Here is a 21,352-nt window from a genome sequence, read left to right as displayed (position 1 = left end):
CCACCTTTCACGGAGATCCTCATGACAAGCCCTTTAACGTTGCGCGTTCTGTATTTTGCCCAGGTGGCCGAGCGCACCGGCCAGCGCCAGGAAAACTGGGAATGGCCACAAGAGAGCACCGTGCAGCAATGGACTGATGCCCTGCTGCAGCGCCACCCGAACCTGAGCGATATGGCAGGCCGTTTGCATGTCGCCGTCAATCAGTTTCATGCTCAGCCCAATGACCCGGTGCGCCCCGGCGATGAAGTCGCCGTATTCGAGCCCGTTACCGGAGGTTGAGATGATCCGTGTCCAGACCGAAGACTTTGATGTCGCCGCCCTGAACGCCGAATTGCGTGCTACCGCTGGTGGCAAGGCAGGGGCGATGGTGACCTTCACCGGCTATGTACGCGACCAGGCTGACGGCACCGCCACCGAATCCCTGTTTTTGGAACACTATCCAGGCATGTGCGAGCGCGAGATCCAAGCCGTTTGTGATCAGGCCCGTCAACGCTGGCCCATTCTGGATACGCTGGTCGTACACCGCGTAGGCGAGCTGCACCTGACTGAGCAAATTGTGTATGTCGGCGTCACCAGCGCCCACCGGGGCGACGCGTTCCGAGCCTGCGAGTTCATCATGGATGTGCTCAAGACCCGTGCCCCCTTCTGGAAGCGCGAAACCTTGGCAGACGGCAAGCGTTTCTGGGTTCAACAGCGCGACAGCGATGCCCAGAAGACCGACTCCTGGAACACTACTGCGGACACCGACAAGCATGTCTAAAGCCAAGATCGATTTACCGGCTGCTCGCCTGAACGCGGCCGTCCTGACCATTTCAGACCGTCGTGGCCCCGACGAAGACAGCTCGGGCGACTATCTGGCCGCCAGCTTGGCGGACAGCGGCCACTATTGCGTGCAGCGTGCCATCAGCAAAGACAATATCTACGCTATCCGCGCCCTGCTTAGCCAATGGATTGTTGACCCGACTATCCACGTGATCATTTGCAATGGCGGGACAGGGTTCAGCCATAAGAAATCCACTATTGCAGCGGTTACGCCCTTGCTGGATCAGGTCATTACCGGCTTTGGCGAGCAGTTCCGCTATTTGTCTTATCAGGACATTGGCTCATCGGCGTTGCAATCGGATGCGTTGGCAGGCACAGCCAACCGGACCTTGCTGTTTTGCATTCCCGGCTCAGGCGGTGCGTGCAAATTGGCTTGGGAAAAAATCCTGAAAGAACAATTGGACAGCCGTCATCGCCCTTGCAATTTCGCCTCCGAATATCTGGACCCGCCCACTCCCTAGAGTCGTTCCGCCGCCAGTGGCGCAGTTGTTCAGAGCGCCCCGTAGCTGACCGTAATTTCAGGCCCCAGGCCACGACTTTGTTTTATCGAATTTATCCAATCCTATGATCGAATTTGACGTAGCTCAGCAACGGCTGGCCCAGGCAGGACAAGTCCCCACTCAAACCGAAAGCTGCGACTTGGCGCAAGCCTTGGGACGCATTTTGGCCCAGGATATTGAAGCCCGGCTGGACATGCCCCCGGCTGACAACAGTGCGATGGACGGCTATGCCCTGCGCCTGTCTGACATTCGCCATGACAAGGTGCTACCTATCCAGCAACGCTGCTATGCAGGCGATATTCCGGAAACCCTGAAAGAAGGCATGGCCATTCGCATCTTTACCGGCAGCATGCTGCCGCCCGGTGCCGATACCGTTGTCATTCAGGAAAACTGCCAGGAAGACGAGCAAGGGGTACGCATTCTGGAGATGCCTCAGGCCGGTGTGAACATTCGTCGCCGTGGCGAAGATATGCGCATTGGTGAAGTGCTGATTAAAACAGGCACTCGCCTGACGGCAGCCCATATCGCGCAAATGGCGGCGCAGGGTCATGCACAACTGAACGTCTACCCCCTGCTAAGCGTGGGTATTCTGACCACGGGAGACGAGCTGACACCCGCTGGCCAGCCCCTTAAAGAAGGCCAGATCTATAACTCCAACGCCCCTATGCTGCGTGCCCAACTGCAGGCACTGGGCGTGGCTACGGTGCATGCAGTGCACGCCAAAGACACACTGGAAGCGATTCAAGACGCCTTGAAGGACTTGCTGCAACGCTGCGATCTGGTGCTGACGGTAGGGGGTGTATCAGTAGGCGAAAAAGACTTTGTGAAACCGGCCATTGAAGGCATAGGCGGCCAGCTGGACCTGTGGAAAGTGCGCATGAAGCCCGGCAAACCGCTGGCTCTGGCCTATATCGACAACAAACCATTAGTCTGCCTGCCCGGTAACCCGGTCTCTTCTTATGCGGTATTTTCCTTGATGGTGTCGCCCTTGATCCGTCGCCTGCAAGGTCGCCATGAGGTCCTGCCACGCATTCGCTACGGTGTGCTAGAAGGCGAGCGCCAGTATCAAGGAGATCGCGAAGAATTCATCCGCGTACAAGTGGACAATGACGAACAAGGCCGCCTGCTGGTTCGTCCTTACGATAATCAGGGTTCGGGCGTGATCAGCTCCCTACCCTGGGCGCAGGCCCTGGCGCGTATTCCGGCCGACACCCATGTTGCTCCCGGCGATGTGGTACGCCTGTATGAGTACAGCCAGTGGCAAGCCTGACGCCGGCACACTCCAGAACCGCCCTTTCCGGGGCGGTTTTTTTTGGCCTGATGAAACGCTAGCAACGCCAGCGAGGATGTGCTTTCTGGCGCAGGGCAAAAGATGAATGCGCTGGACGATCCAACAAGACGCATTCCAAGAGCAGCGCAGTCTGTGTTCGCACTGCATTAACTGGCCTCTTTACGCTTTACGAAACTCCTGCCAACTAGCCAAACCAGCCGCACGCTTTTGTAGCCGCATCCATGCGTTTAACTTCCTGCGATTGGCTCTCCTGAAGTTCAACGGCGCTTACCTATACTGGCGTGCTCCGACACAGTCGGCCATTGACGCCGACTGGCACCCACTATCCCATTGTTACGGGCACCTCGCCCTACGAGAAGCCAATGAACCGCACATATCGCCTTATCTTTAATCGCAGTATCGGACTTTGGCAGGTCGTCAGCGAACTGGCTCGAGGGCATGGAAAAGGCCGCGGCCAATCCAGCACGGTATCAATGACATCCTCAGGTGCTACGCTGCCCGTCCTAAGACCTCAAACAGCATGGATGCCTAACATCCTCTGGGCGGCCGTCCTGAGCACCACCCTGGTAGGCCAAGCACATGCCGATTTTTCCCAATCGGGACAAATTCTGTGGGACAGTGACATCCAAAGCACCATTATTGGTGAAACCAGCGCCGGTTCTCAAACCGTCGAGGACATTGCGTATCCCACCTCTTACCACGAGCCTCGAAACGTAATCCTGGGTCATAAGGCAAGCGGCAGTGGCACGATAACCGTCTCAGATGACGGCTCGCGCTACAACATGGGCTCATACCAGTCCGCGCCCTACTTAATGACCGTAGGCAACGCTGGAACGGGGACTGTCAATCTGTTTAACTCAGGTAGGTTAGAACTTAACAATGGCAGGATGCTCCTGGGCGCACAGGCCCAAGGACAAGGCACGCTCAATATTGGTGCCGCACCCGGAGCTACGCCGGGAAAAGCCGGTTCCATGAATGCGGCCAGTATTGAGTTCGGACCGGGTAAGGGGACCATCAACTTCAACATCACCGATACCCATACGTTTACACCAACACTGATGAGCAGCCCTGATGCAGGGCCGACCCAACAGATCAATCAACTCGCCGGCACGACCATCCTGGAGGCTGACAGCCAAGCCTTCAAGGGCACGACCACCGTAGCAGGCGGAAAGCTGCTGATCAAAAAAGGCCTGGGCGGCAGTATGAAGGTGACTGGCGGTACCTTGCAATTTGGGGATGGAAACATCGGCTTTACTAACACAGTACAAAGCGTGAGCGTTCAAGGCTCAGGAAGTACTCTGACAGTCTATGACCCCGTCCAACTAGTAGTTTCAGGCTCGGCTGATCTGGCCAGCGATACAACCCTGGACTTACGCCTAACAAAGCCAGAGGTATACAAAAACGCCCTCGTGACTGTCACTGGCGAGCTCAGTATTGGGCAGAACGTCACACTGGAGCTGAATAACATCGCCAGCGATCGCACATTAATCACCGCGCTTGACGGCATTAAAGGCGACTTTTCGAACTTCAATGTGGTGGATACCTCCCCCGACCAGGTCGATTACCTGACGGTGCAGCTTGTAAAGTCCACCGATAACACACAGTTGCGAGCCGCGTATGACCTGAGCTGGAATGCCAAAAACTCTATGGCACACGGCACCTTCACCCTGGCCCAGGCGTCAGACAGCTATACGGTGTCAACAGACCTGGAAGACCAGCCCAGCAATAGCGCCAAGCAGTGGGATGGCAAAACATTGACCAAGGCCGGAGAAGGAACCTTGACCCTCTCCGGTAACAATAGCTATACCGGCGGCACGGTGTTGACGGGGGGCACGATAGCGGTCGAGCGCGACGAAAACCTGGGCGCCGCAAGCGGCTCACTGTCTTTAAGTCAAGCCGCCTTAGCCACGAGCGCCTCATTTGACAGCTACAGGCAGGTCACACTCCATCAGGCCGGCGAATTTCAGCTTGCCTCGGGCACCACGCTGGGTCTGAACAACACCGTCTCGGGCTCAGGGACGCTGATTAAAAGCGGGGATGGCACCCTCGCACTGAACACGCAAAACAGTTATGAAGGCGGCACTCTCCTGAAAGCTGGAACGGTGCAGATCAAGAACGATGGCAACCTGGGTGAAGGCAGCGGAAACATCACCTTCCAAGGAGGCTCACTTGAGACGACTGGCTCGTTTAGCAGTACTCGGGGCATCACCCTCACCAATGCTGGTCAAATAGCCACTGCTGCTAACACCAACGTCTATTTGCATGGAAGCATCACCGGGCCAGGCGATCTCATCAAAACGGGCTCTGGCACGCTGCACTTGAGCGGCAACGCTAATGCCTATGGCAATACCCATATTCAGGCTGGCAAACTGATCGTCAACACGGATTCAATTTCTGGCCGAGTCAGAAACCAGGGCGAGCTGGTCTTTGATCAAGTCGCAGACGGCCGTTTTGACAAGGTGATCTCCGGTACGGGCTCCGTGCGCAAAGAAGGCACAGGGACTGTAGAGCTGGGCGCAATCAATATTTACAGCGGAAATATGACGATTGCCCAAGGGACGCTGCTCGTCAACCATGACACCAACTTGGGCTTATACTCGTCCAACTTGATTCTGGATGGCGGCACCCTAGCCACCAAGCAAGAGGTCTATCTGGATCGCTACGTCCAATTGGCGCAGAACGGCCGCGTCAACGTCGCCGCTGACGGCATCCTACACATGAATAACACCGTATCAGGTAGCGGTGCCCTAATCACGATCGGTAAGGGCACCCTGCAACTGAACGCCGACAATACCTATACCAACGGCACTGAACTGAACGGTGGAAAACTGCGTGTTGCCCGTGACGAGTCTTTGGGAGATGCCGCAGGGAACATCCGACTAAACGGCGGCAGTCTGGTCGCGACTCAGTCTTTCGCTAGCGCACGCTCTATAAACCTGGCCAGCGCGGACAGTGAGATCGAGGTACTCGCCGACCAAACCTTAGCGCTGAACGGCAAACTATTTGGTTCAAACCAGCTCGCCAAACAAGGCAGCGGCACCCTGACTCTTAACGCAGACAACACGTACAGCGGTGGAACGACCCTGAACGGCGGCACCTTAAGCATTTCACGCGATGCCAATCTGGGCGATAGCAAGGGCGGCCTGGTCTTTAACGGCGGCATACTGGCAAGCAGCGCTTCCTTTGACTCGGCTCGGACAGCCCAATTCAAGCAAGATGCTCAATGGAATGTGGCCGATAATTCGACGCTGCACTTAAGTGGCGAACTCAGCGGTTCAGGCGCCTTACTTAAAACAGGAAATGGAACGCTACGTCTGAGCGGTGAAAACACGTATCAGGGCGGAACCGCTATTCATGAGGGCACCCTGGAGGTAGCCCAAGACGCCCATCTAGGAGATGCCAGCGGCAGCATCCGTTTGCATGGTGGCACGCTGCACGCCACGGACTCCTTTGCGAGCGCTCGCCAAATAGAGCTGGATCAACAAGAGACCATCACGGTCAGCTCGGGTGCCACCTTAAATCTGACAGGCACCATTGAAGGCACAGGCGCGCTCCACCAAAAGGGCGGCGGTACGATGGTCTTAAGTGGCACCAATAGCTATGAAGGCGGCACCACCTTGCATGAAGGGCGATTAGTCGTCAGCCAAGATAGCAATTTAGGTACAGGCGCTTTGAGCTTTCAGGGTGGCACCTTCGCCAATACGGCCTCTTTTGACACTGCTCGCCAGATCACACTGAATAACAAGGCCCACCTGGATGTGGCCGCGAACACAGAACTGGGTTTGAGCGGTCAAATCAGCGGTAGCGGCCATCTGATCAAAGAAGGCACTGGCACCCTGCGTCTGGACAATACCGCCAACCGCTATGGCAGCACGCAAATTCTGGCTGGAACCGTGATTGGCAATGCCGGCTCCCTGGCGGGCAATGTGCTCAACCAAGGCGCACTCGTATTTGAGCAATCTTGGGATGGACGATTCCAAGGCGAACTGTCTGGCGCAGGCTCCGTGCTCAAGACAGGCACTGGGAACTTGACGCTATCGGGCAATAACACTCGCTATACCGGCCATAGCACCGTGTCCGAGGGCACGCTAACAGTACTGGATGCGCTGGGTGGTTCGGCCAGCGTCAAGAACGCTGCACTGCAATTTGGCGATGGTGTCAGCGGCACCGCTAGCCACCTTTCGGGTGACCTGAATATTGAAGGCGCGGGCAGCAGTTTATCCGTACAAGGCCCCGCCACCCTAAGCGTGGATGGCACGGTCGATCTGCACGACAATACGGTGCTCGACATTGCCGCTGGCAACAGTGGCCCCGCATTACAAGCTGACCGCGTAACGGTGGGTGAGCAGGTCACCTTTACACTGGGTGGCATCAGCCATGAAGGCCAGCTGGACAAAGTGCTGGTGAACACAAACCACGGCATCCAAGGCGACTTTGCCTCCATTCAGGTTGGCGGGTTTAACGGAACCGTGGACTATCTAAACCTGAACACGCGCAAGTCCGCTGACCAGACCCAATTGCTGGCCAGCTATGGCCTGAGCTGGACTGCCAATAACAACCTGGCCCACGGCACCTTTACCCTGAGCGATGAAAGCGACCGCTTCGTGGTAAACACGGACTTGAAAGACCAGCAGCCTAACAGCGCTACCGGCTGGAATGGCAGCACCTTGCACAAAGCAGGCGCCGGCACCCTGGTACTGAGCGGTCAAAACAGCTATACCGGTGGCACAACGCTGGCCGATGGCCGTCTGCAAGTGTCCCAAGACGCGAACCTGGGCGCAGCCAGCGGTGGCTTGAGTTTCCAGGGCGGCACCTTAGTCACCACAGACTCCTTTAACAGCACTCGTGATATCGCTTTGCTAGACGATGGAACGCTTGAGATCAACAATGACAGCACACTGGGTCTGAACGGAACGGTATCGGGAACGGCAGCACTCATCAAAGAAGGCAATGGAACGCTGGTACTGAACGGCAACAATCGCTACCTGGGCGATACGCTGTTGAACCAAGGGACCGTACAAGTCGCAGGCGACGCCAATCTGGGCGATAGCAAGAGCAGCTTGGTATTTAACGGCGGCACGCTGGCCGCCACCGACTCCTTTAACTCGGCTCGCTCGGCCAGTTTTCAACACGATGCCAACTGGAAGGTGGCCGATGGCGCAACGCTGGGCTTGAGCGGCACCCTAAGCGGCACCGGTGCCTTGATCAAGAGCGGGACCGGCACCTTGGCACTGAGTGGTCAAAATAGCTACCAGGGTGGCACCGTCATCACCGACGGCGCAGTACAGGTGAGCCAGGACGCTAACTTGGGCGATATAAGCGGGCAGCTAAGCCTGCACAATGGCACCTTGGCGGTCACCGACTCCTTTGCTAGCGTTCGCCAGATTGAGTTGGAGAAAATGGGCGCGATCGCCGTTGATACCAACGCTAACTTGAGCTTGAACGGAGTCATCACAGGCACGGGCGCACTGAAAAAAACCGGCAAGGGCAGCTTGGAGCTCAACGGCACCAATACCTATGAAGGCGGCACCACCTTGCATGAAGGGCGATTAATCGTCAGCCAAGATAGCAATTTGGGTACAGGCGCTTTGGACCTTCAGGGTGGCACCTTCGCCAATACGGCCTCTTTTGACACTGCTCGCCAGATCACACTGAATAACAAGGCTCACCTGGATGTGGCCGCCGACACAGAACTGGGTTTGAGCGGTCAAATCAGCGGTAGCGGCCATCTGATCAAAGAAGGCACCGGCACCCTGCGTCTGGACAATACCGCCAACCGTTATGGCAGTACGCAAATTCTGGCTGGAACTGTGATTGGCAATGCCGGCTCCCTGTCGGGCAATGTGCTCAACCAAGGCGCACTCGTATTTGAGCAATCCTGGGATGGACGATTCCAAGGCGAACTGTCGGGCGCAGGCTCCCTGCTCAAGACAGGCACTGGGAACTTGACGCTATCGGGCAATGGCAGTCGCTATACCGGCCACAGCACCGTATCCGAGGGCACGCTGACAGTGCTGGATACGCTGGGTGGTTCGGTCAGCGTCAAGAACGCTGCGCTGCAATTTGGCGATGGTGTGAGCGGCGGCGCTAGCCACCTTTCGGGTGACCTGAATATTGAAGGCGCGGGCAGCACCTTATCCGTACAAGGCCCCGCCACCCTAAGCGTGGATGGCACGGTCGATCTGCACGACAATACGGTGCTCGACATTGCCGCTGGCCCGAATAGCCCCGCACTACATGCTGACCGAGTGATACTCGGGGAGAACGTTGCTTTTACACTGGGAGGCATCAGCCACGAAGGCCAACTGGACAAAGTGCTGGTGACGACAAACCACGGCATACAAGGCGAATTCGCCTCCGTTCAGGTGGGGGGATTTAACGGCGCCGTAGACTACCTGAATCTGAACACCCACAAGTCCGCTGACCAAACCCAGTTACTCGCCAGCTATGGCCTGAGCTGGACCACGAACAATAATCTGGCCCACGGCACCTTTACCCTGAGCGATGCAAGCGACCGCTTCGTGGTTGGCACTGCTTTGAAAGACCAGACCCCTAACAGCGCCACGGCTTGGAATGGCAGCACCTTGCACAAAGCAGGCGCAGGCACTTTGGTACTGAGCGGCCAAAACAGCTATACCGGTGGCACAACGCTGGCCGATGGCCGTTTGCAAGTGTCCCAAGATGCGAATCTGGGTGCAGCCAGCGGTGGCTTGAGCTTCCAGGGCGGCACCTTAGCGACGACCTCCTCCTTTACGAGCGCTCGCGATATCGCCCTGCTGAGCGATGGACGCTTTGAAGTGGATGCAGACACAACGCTTAGCCTGGATGGTGCAGTCGTCGGTCAGGCTGACTTGATCAAGTCTGGCGCTGGGTCGCTGCGGTTAAACAATCAAGCCAATAACTATCTATATAGTCGAATTGAAGAAGGAAGCTTAATTGCCCAGGCAGCCACCCTTTCCGGCAGTGTGGAAAACAACGGCACCTTGATTTTCGATCAAGCCAGCGACGACGCCTATGCGGGCGGTATCTCCGGCACAGGTTCCCTGATCAAAGACGGGTCCGGCACCCTTAGCCTGACGGGAGACAACTCCGCGTTCCGCGGCGACACTGCCATTGTGGCTGGTCGATTGACCTTGAACGGTAAATTAGGTGGCTCCAGCACCATCGGGGCTGGCAGCGTGCTGGGCGGCAGTGGCGTGATCGGCTCGGGTGCAGGCAGTAGTATCACGGTTGCGGAGGGCGGGACCCTCTCACCGGGCAACTCCATCGGCACCTTGACCATTAACGGCGATTTACATGTCCAGCCAGGTGCCCGCCTGATCGTCGAAACTCAGCCACAAGGTACAGCAGCTGATCTGATTAAAGTCACGGGCAAGACTTCGCTGAGCGGCGGCTCGGTTGCCCATATTGGCGCAAACGGGAACTACGATTTGCGCTCCAGCTACACCATTTTGGCCTCTGAGGGCGTCTTGTCCGGCGAGTTTGGCGATGTCACCTCCGACTTCGCCTTCCTGCGGCCTTCCCTGTCGTACGACTATCAGAATGGTCAAGTTTCCTTAGTGCTAGAACGCAATGACCAGGTGATGGACTCAGCCGCACGGACACGCAATCAACGTGCTAGCGCCAACGCTATTGAAAGCATCGGTCTACACGCGAATCACGCTGTCTATGATGCCATCGCCCAACTGCCCAATGACCCCGATTTACTGCGTGCCAGCTTTGATGGTCTGTCAGGCGAACTACACGCATCCGCCAAAACTGTGCTGCAAGAGGACAGCCGCCAGCTACGCGACACAGTCAACGAACGCCTGCGTTCGGCCAGCCGCGCCGTCGCAGCACAAACCGCCCCCGTACGCAACAATCAGGGGCAGTTGGCCGCAGCGGACAGCACTGGCACACACAGCTGGATTCAAGGCATGGGTAGCTGGCGCAGCGCTGATGCCACCGACAATACGGCCCGCGTGAGCAGTTCCAGCAGTGGTTTCTTGATGGGGGTGGACACCAACGTGTCTGAGTCGGCACGCGTGGGCGTGCTCGCGGGCTTTAGCCGCAGTGACATCAAGCTACGCGACCGCTCCTCCAGTGCAAGCAGCGACAACTACCATCTGGGTGCTTACGCGGGAACAGAGTGGGGAGCGCTAGGACTGCGTGGTGGTCTGGCCTATAGCTGGCACGATCTGTCCACACGCCGCTCGGTATCCGTGCCGGGATTGTCAGACACGCTAAAAGCTGACTACAGCAGCCAAAGCACTCAGGCATTTGCCGAATTGGGCTATCGCATTGAAGCTGCGGCTGTGGCGCTTGAACCCTTTGCCCAACTGGCTTACGTTCACCAGAAAAGCAATAGCTTCACGGAAAAAGGCGGCGTAGCCGCGCTACACGCTGATCGTCAAACGACCAACACTACGTTCATGACTCTGGGCACTCGTGCCATGACGGAGTTTGAAGTGGGCAATACACAGGCGAATGTCCACGGATCATTGGCTTGGCGACATGCTATGGGTACGACCAAGCCAAGCGCTACCCATGCCTTCTCGGCAGGTTCAGCGTTCACCGTGGTGGGGGCTCCGATTGCTAAAAACAGCGCCATGCTGGAAGCAGGTGTAGACCTGAAGATCAACTCTCAGGCGGCGATCGGGCTGGCGTATCAAGGTCAGCTTGCCCGCTCGGCACAGGACCACAGTGTGCAAGCTCGCCTAAACATCCGTTTCTAAGAGAGTCGCTGTATCACTAACAGGCAGGGCTGGTTTACCAGCCCTGCGCTGTTTCCAGGTCTTGCGGCGTGTTGATATTGAAGAATACCTGTACAGGCGCATCGCGGAAATCCACTTCTACCGCACCTATGCTTTGCAGCCAGCTCATCACACGGCGTTCGCCGCTGAGCAAATACTCTTTCAAGGCAGCCGATTGATCGGTGCGCAGCAACAAGCATAAGGGGTGGCTGCGCTCAGCCTGGGCATAAGCGGCCACAGCATCCTGCTCTTTTACGGCCTTGATCAGGCGCTTGCTCAGCTCAGCAGGGACAAAAGGCAAGTCCACCGGGCAGGACAAGGCCCACGGCGTGGTGACCTGATCCAGCACACTGGCCAAACCCGCCAAAGGTCCTAAATAGCCCTCCAGCTCCACCGTGTCGGGGACAACGCGGCCCCAATGGACATACTGTTCGGGATTGCGATTGGCACTGATAAAAATAGGCCCCACCTGCGGTCGCAGGCGACGCACCAGATGCTGGACCAAAGGCTGGCCCTGCAAAAGCAGCAAACCTTTATCGACCTGGCCCGACAAATCAAAACGCCGAGCCCGTCCACCTGCCAGCACAATACCGCTGATGTCCTGTGTGCTTATCATCCGCCGATGTAACTCATTTCTATACGGTCACGACTCGTGGTTAGCTCACCCCGAATCTCGGAATATCGGTCCTGCCGTCCGGTCCACACGCCATGCATATAGGCGGCTAACTGCTCGTCCGAGGAACCCGAGCGCAATTGCGCCCGCACATCATAACCTTGGGACGCAAACAGGCACAGAAACAGACGCCCCTCCGGAGACAGGCGCATGCGCGAACAGTCCCCACAGAAGGGCTGCGTCACGCTGGTGATCACCCCTACTTCACCTGTGCCATCTTTGAAGCGCCAGCGGCTGGCGACCTCGCCACGGTACTGAGCGGCCACCGGCTCCAATTCAAAACGCGACTGGATGCGTTCCACAATTTCAGCCCCGCTGACCACTTCTTCCAGATTCCAGCCGTTGCTAGTGCCCACGTCCATATATTCGATAAAACGCAAGATCTGGCCCGAGCCCTTGAAGTGCTCCACCATAGGCAAAATCTGATCGTCATTTAGCCCTTTGCGCACCACCATATTGACCTTAACCGGGCTCAAGCCCACGGCCTGGGCCTTGGCAATTCCATCCAGCACAGTAGACACGGACACGCTGCTATCGCTTAACTGCGTAAAGCGCGCATCATCCAGGGCATCCAGACTGACGGTGACGCGATCCAAGCCTGCGTCTTTCAGGGCCTGCGCTTTACGACCCAGCAAAGTGCCATTGGTGGTCAAGGTCAGCTCTACCGGATCACCCTCGGGAGTGCGCAACTGGGCCAACATGCCAATCAGCACTTCGATATTGCGACGCAAAAGCGGTTCGCCCCCGGTCAGACGTAGCTTGCGCACACCCAGAGCCACTGCCTGCCTGGCCACACGCTCAATTTCCTCGAAACTGAGCAGGGAAGAATGAGGCAAGAACTCGTAATCGGTGCCAAACACTTCCCGGGGCATACAGTAGGTACAGCGGAAATTGCACTTGTCCGTCAAGGAAATGCGCAAGTCCCGGAAAGGACGGTGGCGTTTGTCCAAAGGTTGCCCGGACACCGCCGCCAGTCGCACCGTAGGACGGCGCACAGCCGTCGCATCAGTGGACTGAGCAGGGCTGGCTGCACGCGACTGCGCGTCCAGCTGCACGGTCTCCAGCACGGGAGGACCTGGGGGAGCACCTTCTTGGTGCGGCCTGGCTGAAACTGCGTTTAGGACGCGGGGTTCCGGCTTTGGCCCATGATCATCGCTCATGGTGTTCTCTTTTTTTCAAGGACGGGGTTGTCCCCATCTCATGGTGTGTGTGTTTTCGTAAAGCTTAAGTACTAGCGCCAAAGCAGATCGGCTGCGTGGCCAAATGCCTGCTCCAGCGTCATGATCTGGCCAAGACCTTGCGGGTCGTAACCCACCAGATCTTGCATGAATTGACTATACGCGGAACCACCAATCACGTTCATCAGTTGCTGCATAGGAGCCTTATCCAACAGCTCCTGCTCAACAGCAATGAAATAACGCTCCTGTGCCAGGGGGATGAACTCCAGCCCGCAGCGGCTAGCTGCCGTTTCTACACCCAGGCCGGTATCGGCCATGCCACTGGCTACGTGAGCTGCCACTGCCATATGCGTCAATTCTGTTGTTTCAAAGCCCAGTACCGCATTCGTGTTTACCCCTAACTGCCCCAGCAGCAAGGTGGCCAGAAAACGGGTGCTCGATCCCATCTGGCGATTCACAAAGCGCACATCCGGCCGCAATAAGTCCGACATGCCGGTAATGTTCTTGGGATTGCCCTTTTCTACAAACAAGCCCGTTCTGCGTGTGGACAGGAAAATCAGGCGATGCCGTGTTGGCGACAGCCACTGTCCGTAACGGCGCAGAGCTGCCACTTCAAACTCGCCCACCGGCACCTGAAAACCGGCCAGATCGCAGTCACCCCGTTCCAGTGAGGCCAGGGCCTCTATCGCGGTGCGATAGCGCAGCTCCAGCGGCAAACCACTGTTTTCGTTGGCAAAACGCATCAAGCCTTCAATGGCAAAGCCATGGCTGGCCTGAAAACGCAGGCGATCCAAGGGCTGGGCATACCAACGGCCCAATTCTTCTTCCAGTTCGGACGCCATGCTCTCAAGCGTGGGCGTCAAGCGGGCGTCCAGGCGCCGGTTGGCCCACAACAAACGTTGGGCGAACTCGGTGAGCTTGGTGCCTTTGCGCCGCGACGTTTCCAGCAAAGCCGCATCAAACTGTTTTTCAGCGTTACGTAATAAGCCCCAGGCGTGTCTGTAAGAAAACTGGCATTCCTTGCTGGCTCCTGCCAGGTGCCCCAAGCGCTCAATGGCACCCAACAGACGCAGCACATCCCTCATGGGAAGTTCTGCGCCGTCAGCATTTTCCAGAATCCACTCAGAGCGCAGGCGAGCTTTGAATTTCTGTTTGGTCATGTTTTTTAGACCGGTGTGTTTTCGTATTTATGTTTTGCACTGCATGTACCAAACATTATATATGCGAAATATTGCTTATTGAAGTTATGGACTTAAGTGGTTAGATTACGGGAGAAAACACACTCAAATAATATGCACAGCTGTGCATAATAAAACATGGAGGCGCGGGCACCCGATTCGGGCACTGCGCACACAGGACATGCAAACATCCCCTCATGCCCAGCAGTTGGCCCCCTGTGGTCTGACTCCTGAAGAGGTCGCCTTGCAGGCCGTGCAGCAGCACGCCGGCCAAAAAGGCAACCTGTTGCCTATTTTGCACACGATCCAGGACCAACTAGCCTGTATTCCCGAGTCCGTGGTGCCGGTGCTGGCTGAACAGTTGGCCCTGTCCCGTGCAGAAATTCATGGCGTGATCTCGTTCTACGCTCACTTTCGCACTCAGCCCCACGCGACGCATACCCTGGAAATCTGTCGGGCCGAAGCCTGTCAGGCGCGGGGCGGGCTGGAGCTGACCGCTCATGCTCGTCGCCGCCTGAACTGCGATTTTCACGAAAACAGTGCCGATGGCCAGTTCACACTGGAACCCGTTTACTGTCTGGGGCTCTGTGCCCAATCCCCCGCTGTCATGCTTGACGGCGTTCCCCACGCACGCGTCACCCCCGAAAAGCTGGACGCCCTGCTCAACAGCCAGGAGGCCCAGTCATGAGCACCATTACGGTTTATGTTCCGCGTGACACCGCTGCCATTGCGATGGGTGCGAATCAGGTCGCCGAAAAACTGGCCGCCATGGCCCAGGAGCGCGGTCAGGCTGTGCAGATTGTGCGTAATGGCTCGCGTGGCTTGTTGTGGCTGGAACCGATGGTCGAAGTGGAGACTGCCGAAGGCCGAGTGGCTTACGGCCCTGTTCAGACCGAGGATCTCCCCAGCCTGTTTGACGCCGGTTTTCTGCAAGGCGCAAACCACGCGTTGAGCCACGGTTTAACCGAGGCCATTCCTTACCTGAAAAACCAGGAACGCCTGACCTTTGCCCGCGTGGGCATTATTGATCCGATCAATGTTGCCGATTACCAGTCCTGTGGTGGCTTTGAGGGCTTGAGCCGTGCACTGGCCATGGAGCCGGCTGCCATTGTGAAAGAAGTTACCGACTCCGGCCTGCGTGGTCGTGGTGGTGCGGCCTTCCCTACCGGCATCAAGTGGAACACGGTACTGAATACACCGGCGGCACAGAAATACATTGTCTGTAATGCTGACGAAGGCGACTCGGGCACCTTCTCTGACCGCATGCTGATGGAAGGCGATCCACTGTGCCTGATTGAAGGCATGACGATTGCCGGTTTGGCCGTGGGCGCCACGTACGGCTACATCTACGTGCGCTCCGAATACCCGCTGGCGGTGCAAGCACTGAACGAAGCCATTGTGGCGGCTCGTGCTGCAGGCTGGCTGGGCAAAAACATTCAGGGCAGCAACTACGAATTTGATCTAGAAGTGCGCAAAGCCGCCGGTGCCTATATTTGTGGCGAAGAAACGGCTCTGCTCGATAGCCTGGAAGGCAAGCGCGGCATGGTGCGTGTGAAGCCACCCCTGCCCGCCATCAAAGGCTTGTTTGGTCAGCCTACCGTCATCAATAACGTAGTATCCCTGGCCTCTGTGCCTGTTATTTTGGCCAAGGGCGGCGCCTACTACCAAAACTACGGTATGGGCCGCTCGCGTGGCACGCTGGCGTTCCAACTGACGGGCAACCTGAAGAACGGTGGCCTGGTGGAAAAAGCGTTTGGCGTCACCTTGCGCGAATTGCTGTACGACTACGCCGGTGGCAGTGCCAGCGGTCGCCCCTTGCGTGCGGTTCAAGTCGGTGGCCCTTTAGGTGCCTATCTGCCCGAGCATCAGTGGGACGTGCCCCTGGACTACGAAGCCTATATGAAGATCAACGCCATGGTCGGTCACGGTGGTCTGGTGGCTTTTGATGACACTGTGGATATGGCACACATGGCCCAGTACGCGATGGAATTCTGTGCCATCGAATCCTGTGGCAAATGCACGCCCTGCCGTATCGGCTCCACCCGAGGCGTAGAGACTATTCAAAAAATCCGCCGCCGCGAAGATATGGACAACCATGTCGAACTGCTGCGTGATTTGTGCGACACCATGTTCTCCGGGTCTTTGTGTGCCCTGGGCGGCATGACCCCCTATCCCGTCCTGTCCGCGCTGGAACACTTCCCCCAGGATTTTGGACTGGCCCCGCAAACCGAGCAGGACCTGGCCAAGGTCTAAGACGGAGATCACTATGAACGAAACTATCGCCGTACGCGAACGCGACCTGGGTACCCCGGCCTCTTTGCAAACCGAGATGGTCAACCTGACCATTGATGGCAAGTTGCTGGAAGTGCCTGTGGGCACCTCCGTGATGCACGCCGCTGCCCTGGCCGGCATCAATATTCCCAAACTGTGCGCGACTGATTCTTTGGAAGCCTTTGGCTCCTGCCGACTGTGTCTGGTGGACATTGAAGGCCGTCGCGGCCACCCCGCCTCTTGCACCACGCTGGTGGAAGAAGGCATGGTCGTCCAGACTGAAAACGAAACCTTGCACAAGCTGCGCCGCAACGTGATGGAGCTGTATATCTCCGATCACCCGCTGGACTGCCTGACCTGTCCTGCCAACGGCAATTGCGAGCTGCAAGACATGGCAGGCGTCGTGGGCCTGCGCAGCGTGCGTTATGGTTTTGATGGTGCTAACCACCTGGATGACACCACCGACAATTCCAACCCCTACTTCGCCTACGATTCCAGCAAGTGCATTGTCTGTAACCGCTGCGTGCGCGCTTGTGAAGAAGTACAAGGCACTTTTGCACTGACCATCGACAAACGCGGTTTTGAATCGCGCGTTACTGCCGGCCAAAACGATGATTTTCTGGGCAGTGACTGTGTCTCCTGTGGCGCTTGCGTACAAGCCTGCCCCACATCGTCCTTGATGGAAAAATCTGTCATTGATCTGGGCCAGCCTGAACACGCCGTCATCACCACTTGTGCCTACTGCGGCGTCGGTTGTGGTTTCAAGGCCGAAATGAAGGGCGACAAAGTCATTCGCATGACGCCCTGGAAAGACGGTAAGGCCAACCGCGGTCACGCCTGCGTGAAGGGTCGTTTTGCCTGGGGCTACGCTACACATCAGGATCGTATCCTGAACCCCATGATCCGCAAGAGCATCACGGACCCTTGGCAGGAAGTGTCGTGGGACGAGGCCATTAACTACGCGGCTTCTGAATTTCACCGCATTCAGGATCAACATGGTCGTGACGCAGTAGGCGGTATCACCTCCTCGCGCTGTACCAACGAAGAAACTTATCTGGTGCAAAAGCTGGTTCGTGCCGCTTTTGGAACCAATAACGTCGACACCTGCGCTCGCGTTTGCCACTCCCCAACGGGCTACGGCCTGAAGATGACTCTGGGTGAGTCTGCCGGTACGCAAACCTTTGACTCGGTGATGCACACCGATGTGGTGATCGTGATGGGCGCAAACCCCAGCGCGGCTCACCCCGTGTTTGCCTCGCGCCTGAAGCGCCGTCTGCGCCAGGGTGCGCGCCTGATCGTGATCGATCCGCGCCAGACTGAACTGGTCAGCTCGCCACATATCCAGGCCGACTACCACCTGCCCCTGCGCCCCGGCACCAACACCGCCATGCTGACTGCCATGGCCCACGTCATCGTCACTGAAAATCTGGTGAACGAAACCTACGTGGCCGAGCGTTGCGACACCGCTGCCTTTGAAGAATGGCGCAGCTTTGTCAGCCAGCCTCAGAACTCGCCGGAAGTCATGGCCGAGATCTGCGGTGTTTCTGCTGACGATATCCGTGGTGCAGCCCGCTTGTACGCCACAGGCGGCAACGGTTCCATTTACTACGGTCTGGGCGTTACCGAGCACAGCCAGGGCTCCACCACCGTGATGGCCATTGCCAACCTGGCCATGGCCACCGGCAACGTGGGCCGCGAAGGCGTCGGTGTGAACCCGCTGCGTGGCCAGAACAACGTGCAAGGCTCCTGCGATATGGGCTCCTTCCCGCACGAGTTCCCCGGCTACCGCCACGTTTCCGACCAGAAAGTGCGCGAGCAGTTTGAACAAGCCTGGGGCGTGCCCCTGCAGTCCGAGCCTGGTCTGCGCATCCCCAATATGTTTGACGCCGCCTTGAGCGGTAGCTTCAAGGGCCTGTATTGCCAGGGCGAGGACATTGTCCAATCCGACCCGAACACGCAGCACGTAGCCGCTGCCTTGGCAGCGATGGAGTGTGTGGTGGTGCAGGATCTGTTCCTGAACGAAACGGCCAAATACGCCCACGTATTCCTGCCCGGTTCGTCCTTCCTGGAAAAAGACGGCACCTTCACCAACGCCGAGCGCCGTATTTCGCGCGTCCGCAAAGTGATGGAGCCCAAAGCGGGCATGGCAGACTGGGAAGTCACCTGCGCATTGGCCCGTGCCTTGGGTTACCCCATGAGCTACGAGCATCCCAGCCAGATCATGGACGAGATCGCCAGCCTGACTCCCACCTTTACCGGCGTGTCTTACGAGCGCATTCAAGAGTTGGGTGGCAGCGTGCAATGGCCTTGCAACGAGCAAGCCCCGGAAGGCACCCCCACCATGCACATCGATGAATTCGTGCGTGGCAAGGGCCGCTTCATGCTGACCCAATACGTGCCCACCGAAGAACGCAGCAGCCGCAAGTTCCCCTTGCTGCTGACTACCGGCCGCATCCTGTCCCAGTACAACGTGGGTGCGCAAACGCGACGCACTGACAACGTTGCCTGGCATGCCGAGGACTTGCTGGAAATTCACCCGGTGGACGCAGAAGATCGTGGCATTCGCAGTGGCGACAAAGTCTCGGTCAAGAGCAGGGCCGGTGAAACCGCCTTGCGCGCGACGGTGACCGAACGGGTGCAACCAGGGGTGGTCTATACTACTTTCCACTTTCCCGAATCAGGTGCCAACGTGGTCACCACCAACAACTCGGACTGGGCAACCAACTGTCCCGAGTACAAGGTGACTGCCGTGCAGATTCAGCGTGTAACGTCCGATTCGGCCTGGCAAAATCGCTGGAACCGTTTCCACGATATCCAGCAGCGTCTCTTGCAGGGCGAAACCGTACCCGCCGAAGACCTGGAGCATACGGACCACGCCCACCAGCATGAGCCTGCCGAGGCCGTCGCGAAAGTATGATGCGTCCCAACAGGCCCTAAGGAGTTTGCCGCGTGAGCCAGGCTGATTTTCGTGATGCCAGCGCCCCCGCCACAGTGTGGCGGCAGGCGCGTACCCCAGCTGAACAAGCTGACACCCTGCCCCAAGAGGATCAGGATGCGCTGGCGCGCGAGCAGGCCGTCGCCCTGGAATTTAACGGCATCAGCCATAGTGCCTTGCTGTGCAGCCCCAGTGACCTGGAAGATCTGGCCTACGGATTTTCCATGACTGAGGGCATTATCCGCACAGCCGCAGACATACGAGGCGTGGATGTGCTGGAAGACGAGCGTGGCAGTCTGCTGCAAATTGAGATTGCCAGCGCTTGTCAGCATCAGCTCAAGGCGCGTCGCCGCCAATTGGCGGGACGCACTGGCTGTGGCCTGTGCGGTCTGGAAAGTCTGGACGAGGTACGTCGACAGCTACCCCGCCTGGATGCCCCCGAGCACAGCCCCAGCGCCCCCGCGATTTTCAAGGCGCTGGACGCCCTGCGTTCCAGCCAACCTTTGCACCGCCTGACGGGCGCAACCCATGCAGCTGCCTGGTGCAATTTGCAAGGCGACATCCTGGCCGTGCGCGAGGACGTAGGCCGGCACAACGCCTTGGACAAGTTGCTGGGTCACATGCTGCGTCACGATATTGATCCACGTTCTGGCATGGTGCTGATCTCCAGCCGTGCCAGCTTTGAGATGGTCCAGAAAGCGGCAGCAATGGGCATCAACTTCGTGGTGGCGGTCTCGGCCCCTACTGCCTATGCGGTGCAGATTGCCGATGAACTGGGAGTCATGCTGGCCGCCTTTGCCCGTGACCGCAGCTTCACGCTGTACAGCCATCCCCACTACCTGAATTCTGCCGAGTCCACCTCGGCCACATCACCATGAACATTGTCCCTTTGATTCCTATGGCCAACCAGATTGGTCAGTTCTTTGAAATCTTGAGCAACCGGGAACAAGGTCTGCGCGAGATTGCTGAACATATCCAGAAATTCTGGGACCCGCGCATGCGCCGCTCCTTGCTGGATTTTGTGCAAGAAAACCCTAGCGGTAAAAGCGCGGATGGCGAGCTCTTGCCCATTGTGCTGCAAGCTGTCGTCACGCATAAACAGCAGTTGGAGCCGCGCAGCAACTAAGTTTTTAGTGCCTGTAGCAGATGGCCCCAGCTGTCCGGCCAAGGCCTTAACAAGGGCAAGCCCAACAAGCCCTGCTCAAGACCCGCCGCTGGACACAAAAAAACCCGCCTAGGCGGGTTTTTTCTTTGGGCTGAAGCGCGATTAATCGCTTTCTTTGACGCGGTACACCAGCACGGTGTTTTTGGCCATATTCAGCACCTTAATGGTCACGCTGCCCAGCAATAGGCGGGACAGGCCACTGCGACCGTGACTGCCGATAAAGATCAGATCGCAGCCTTCTTGCTCAGCCACCTGAACCACACCGTCGGCCACATTGAAGTTCGACACGGACTTGCCGGTTGCCTTGACGCCTGCGGTCTCGGCACGATCCAGAATCTGTTGCAGATATTTCTGCGATTGTTCCTTGGCGGTTTTGTCGTAGTCCTCGTCGGTGATGGCATAGGCAGCAGCCATACCGTCAAAGCCAACTGTCGCCGCAAATGGCTGCGTCACGTGCAAAGCCAGAACCTCGGCACCAATCTGGCGGGCAAACGTCACGCCTTTGTTGGCAGCTTGGGAGGACAGCTCGGAACCGTCAGTTGGAATCAGAATTTTCTTGAACATGGCATAACCCCTTTGAATGGAGACAGATAGCTTACCGCTGCAC

At 57.5% G+C, this 21,352-nt stretch carries 14 protein-coding genes and 1 pseudogene; 11 read left to right on the top strand and 4 right to left on the bottom strand.

Features of this window, described 5'->3' with window-relative positions:
- Positions 1-21: 21 nt before the first annotated feature.
- From moaD to AC1RSM_RS10600, 6 genes and pseudogenes are all read left to right on the top strand, one after another.
- Positions 22-279, top strand: a complete 258-nt coding sequence (moaD, locus tag AC1RSM_RS10625) for a molybdopterin converting factor subunit 1 (RefSeq protein ID WP_492932288.1) — start codon at positions 22-24, stop codon at positions 277-279.
- Position 280: 1 nt separating this feature from the next.
- Positions 281-760 carry a molybdenum cofactor biosynthesis protein MoaE gene (locus AC1RSM_RS10620; RefSeq protein WP_492932286.1) on the top strand — a complete coding sequence of 160 codons (480 nt, stop codon included), beginning with the start codon at positions 281-283 and terminating at the stop codon, positions 758-760.
- On the top strand, positions 753-1,283 hold the full coding sequence (locus tag AC1RSM_RS10615) for a molybdenum cofactor synthesis domain-containing protein (protein WP_492932284.1): 531 nt from the start codon (positions 753-755) through the stop codon (positions 1,281-1,283). The genes AC1RSM_RS10620 and AC1RSM_RS10615 overlap by 8 nt, the downstream gene beginning before the upstream one ends.
- 103 nt (positions 1,284-1,386) lie before the next feature.
- A complete protein-coding gene (locus AC1RSM_RS10610; RefSeq protein ID WP_492932282.1) occupies positions 1,387-2,592 on the top strand; it encodes a molybdopterin molybdotransferase MoeA in 1,206 nt (401 codons plus the stop codon).
- 383 nt (positions 2,593-2,975) lie between these two features.
- A pseudogene (locus AC1RSM_RS10605) lies at positions 2,976-3,098 on the top strand (ESPR domain-containing protein); the annotation flags it as partial.
- A 39-nt stretch (positions 3,099-3,137) separates the two neighbouring features.
- Positions 3,138-11,327, top strand: coding sequence for an autotransporter-associated beta strand repeat-containing protein (locus AC1RSM_RS10600; RefSeq protein WP_492932970.1), 8,190 nt, complete (start codon positions 3,138-3,140; stop codon positions 11,325-11,327).
- Between the two features lie 34 nt (positions 11,328-11,361).
- Here AC1RSM_RS10600 and mobA read toward each other — a convergent pair whose 3' ends face one another.
- From mobA to AC1RSM_RS10585, 3 genes are all read right to left on the bottom strand, one after another.
- The gene (gene mobA, locus AC1RSM_RS10595) at positions 11,362-11,961 is read right to left on the bottom strand and encodes a molybdenum cofactor guanylyltransferase MobA (protein WP_492932280.1); all 600 of its coding nucleotides are present in this window, start codon (positions 11,959-11,961) and stop codon (positions 11,362-11,364) included.
- Complete coding sequence (moaA, locus tag AC1RSM_RS10590; protein WP_492932278.1) at positions 11,958-13,178, bottom strand: GTP 3',8-cyclase MoaA; 1,221 nt, start codon at positions 13,176-13,178, stop codon at positions 11,958-11,960. Before moaA ends, mobA begins: the two co-directional genes overlap by 4 nt.
- Positions 13,179-13,249: 71 nt before the next feature.
- Positions 13,250-14,356 carry a substrate-binding domain-containing protein gene (locus AC1RSM_RS10585; protein WP_492932277.1) on the bottom strand — a complete coding sequence of 369 codons (1,107 nt, stop codon included), beginning with the start codon at positions 14,354-14,356 and terminating at the stop codon, positions 13,250-13,252.
- 199 nt (positions 14,357-14,555) lie between these two features.
- On the opposite strand from AC1RSM_RS10585, the gene AC1RSM_RS10580 reads away from it, so the two are divergent.
- Genes AC1RSM_RS10580 through AC1RSM_RS10560 form a run of 5 tightly spaced genes read left to right on the top strand, consistent with a single transcriptional unit; the run spans position 14,556 to position 20,706 of the window.
- A complete protein-coding gene (locus tag AC1RSM_RS10580; protein WP_492932275.1) occupies positions 14,556-15,062 on the top strand; it encodes a formate dehydrogenase subunit gamma in 507 nt (168 codons plus the stop codon).
- A complete protein-coding gene (locus AC1RSM_RS10575) occupies positions 15,059-16,627 on the top strand; it encodes a formate dehydrogenase beta subunit (protein ID WP_492932273.1) in 1,569 nt (522 codons plus the stop codon). The genes AC1RSM_RS10580 and AC1RSM_RS10575 overlap by 4 nt, the downstream gene beginning before the upstream one ends.
- 13 nt (positions 16,628-16,640) lie before the next feature.
- Positions 16,641-19,562 carry a formate dehydrogenase subunit alpha gene (fdhF, locus tag AC1RSM_RS10570; protein ID WP_492932271.1) on the top strand — a complete coding sequence of 974 codons (2,922 nt, stop codon included), beginning with the start codon at positions 16,641-16,643 and terminating at the stop codon, positions 19,560-19,562.
- 32 nt (positions 19,563-19,594) lie between these two features.
- Complete coding sequence (fdhD, locus tag AC1RSM_RS10565; protein WP_492932269.1) at positions 19,595-20,458, top strand: formate dehydrogenase accessory sulfurtransferase FdhD; 864 nt, start codon at positions 19,595-19,597, stop codon at positions 20,456-20,458.
- Complete coding sequence (locus AC1RSM_RS10560; RefSeq protein WP_492932267.1) at positions 20,455-20,706, top strand: formate dehydrogenase subunit delta; 252 nt, start codon at positions 20,455-20,457, stop codon at positions 20,704-20,706. The genes fdhD and AC1RSM_RS10560 overlap by 4 nt, the downstream gene beginning before the upstream one ends.
- A gap of 141 nt (positions 20,707-20,847) precedes the next feature.
- Here the strand turns inward: AC1RSM_RS10560 and AC1RSM_RS10555 are convergent, their stop codons facing one another.
- On the bottom strand, positions 20,848-21,309 hold the full coding sequence (locus AC1RSM_RS10555) for a universal stress protein (RefSeq protein WP_035271213.1): 462 nt from the start codon (positions 21,307-21,309) through the stop codon (positions 20,848-20,850).
- Between the last annotated feature and the right edge of the window lie 43 nt (positions 21,310-21,352).

Source organism: Alcaligenes sp. GW821-FHT11D07, from assembly GCF_058808495.1.
The sequence above is the reverse complement of the archived record's forward strand: the minus strand, read 5'-3'. Positions and strand labels throughout refer to the sequence as shown.

What these genes read in the sequence shown, in the direction of transcription:
- moaD (WP_492932288.1), top strand. Translation starts at nt 22, where the DNA reads ATGACAAGCCCTTTAACGTTGCGCGTTCTGTATTTTGCCCAGGTGGCC.
- AC1RSM_RS10620 (WP_492932286.1), top strand. Translation starts at nt 281, where the DNA reads ATGATCCGTGTCCAGACCGAAGACTTTGATGTCGCCGCCCTGAACGCC.
- AC1RSM_RS10615 (WP_492932284.1), top strand. Translation starts at nt 753, where the DNA reads ATGTCTAAAGCCAAGATCGATTTACCGGCTGCTCGCCTGAACGCGGCC.
- AC1RSM_RS10610 (WP_492932282.1), top strand. Translation starts at nt 1,387, where the DNA reads ATGATCGAATTTGACGTAGCTCAGCAACGGCTGGCCCAGGCAGGACAA.
- AC1RSM_RS10600 (WP_492932970.1), top strand. Translation starts at nt 3,138, where the DNA reads ATGCCTAACATCCTCTGGGCGGCCGTCCTGAGCACCACCCTGGTAGGC.
- mobA (WP_492932280.1), bottom strand. Translation starts at nt 11,961, where the DNA reads ATGATAAGCACACAGGACATCAGCGGTATTGTGCTGGCAGGTGGACGG.
- moaA (WP_492932278.1), bottom strand. Translation starts at nt 13,178, where the DNA reads ATGAGCGATGATCATGGGCCAAAGCCGGAACCCCGCGTCCTAAACGCA.
- AC1RSM_RS10585 (WP_492932277.1), bottom strand. Translation starts at nt 14,356, where the DNA reads ATGACCAAACAGAAATTCAAAGCTCGCCTGCGCTCTGAGTGGATTCTG.
- AC1RSM_RS10580 (WP_492932275.1), top strand. Translation starts at nt 14,556, where the DNA reads ATGCAAACATCCCCTCATGCCCAGCAGTTGGCCCCCTGTGGTCTGACT.
- AC1RSM_RS10575 (WP_492932273.1), top strand. Translation starts at nt 15,059, where the DNA reads ATGAGCACCATTACGGTTTATGTTCCGCGTGACACCGCTGCCATTGCG.
- fdhF (WP_492932271.1), top strand. Translation starts at nt 16,641, where the DNA reads ATGAACGAAACTATCGCCGTACGCGAACGCGACCTGGGTACCCCGGCC.
- AC1RSM_RS10560 (WP_492932267.1), top strand. Translation starts at nt 20,455, where the DNA reads ATGAACATTGTCCCTTTGATTCCTATGGCCAACCAGATTGGTCAGTTC.
- AC1RSM_RS10555 (WP_035271213.1), bottom strand. Translation starts at nt 21,309, where the DNA reads ATGTTCAAGAAAATTCTGATTCCAACTGACGGTTCCGAGCTGTCCTCC.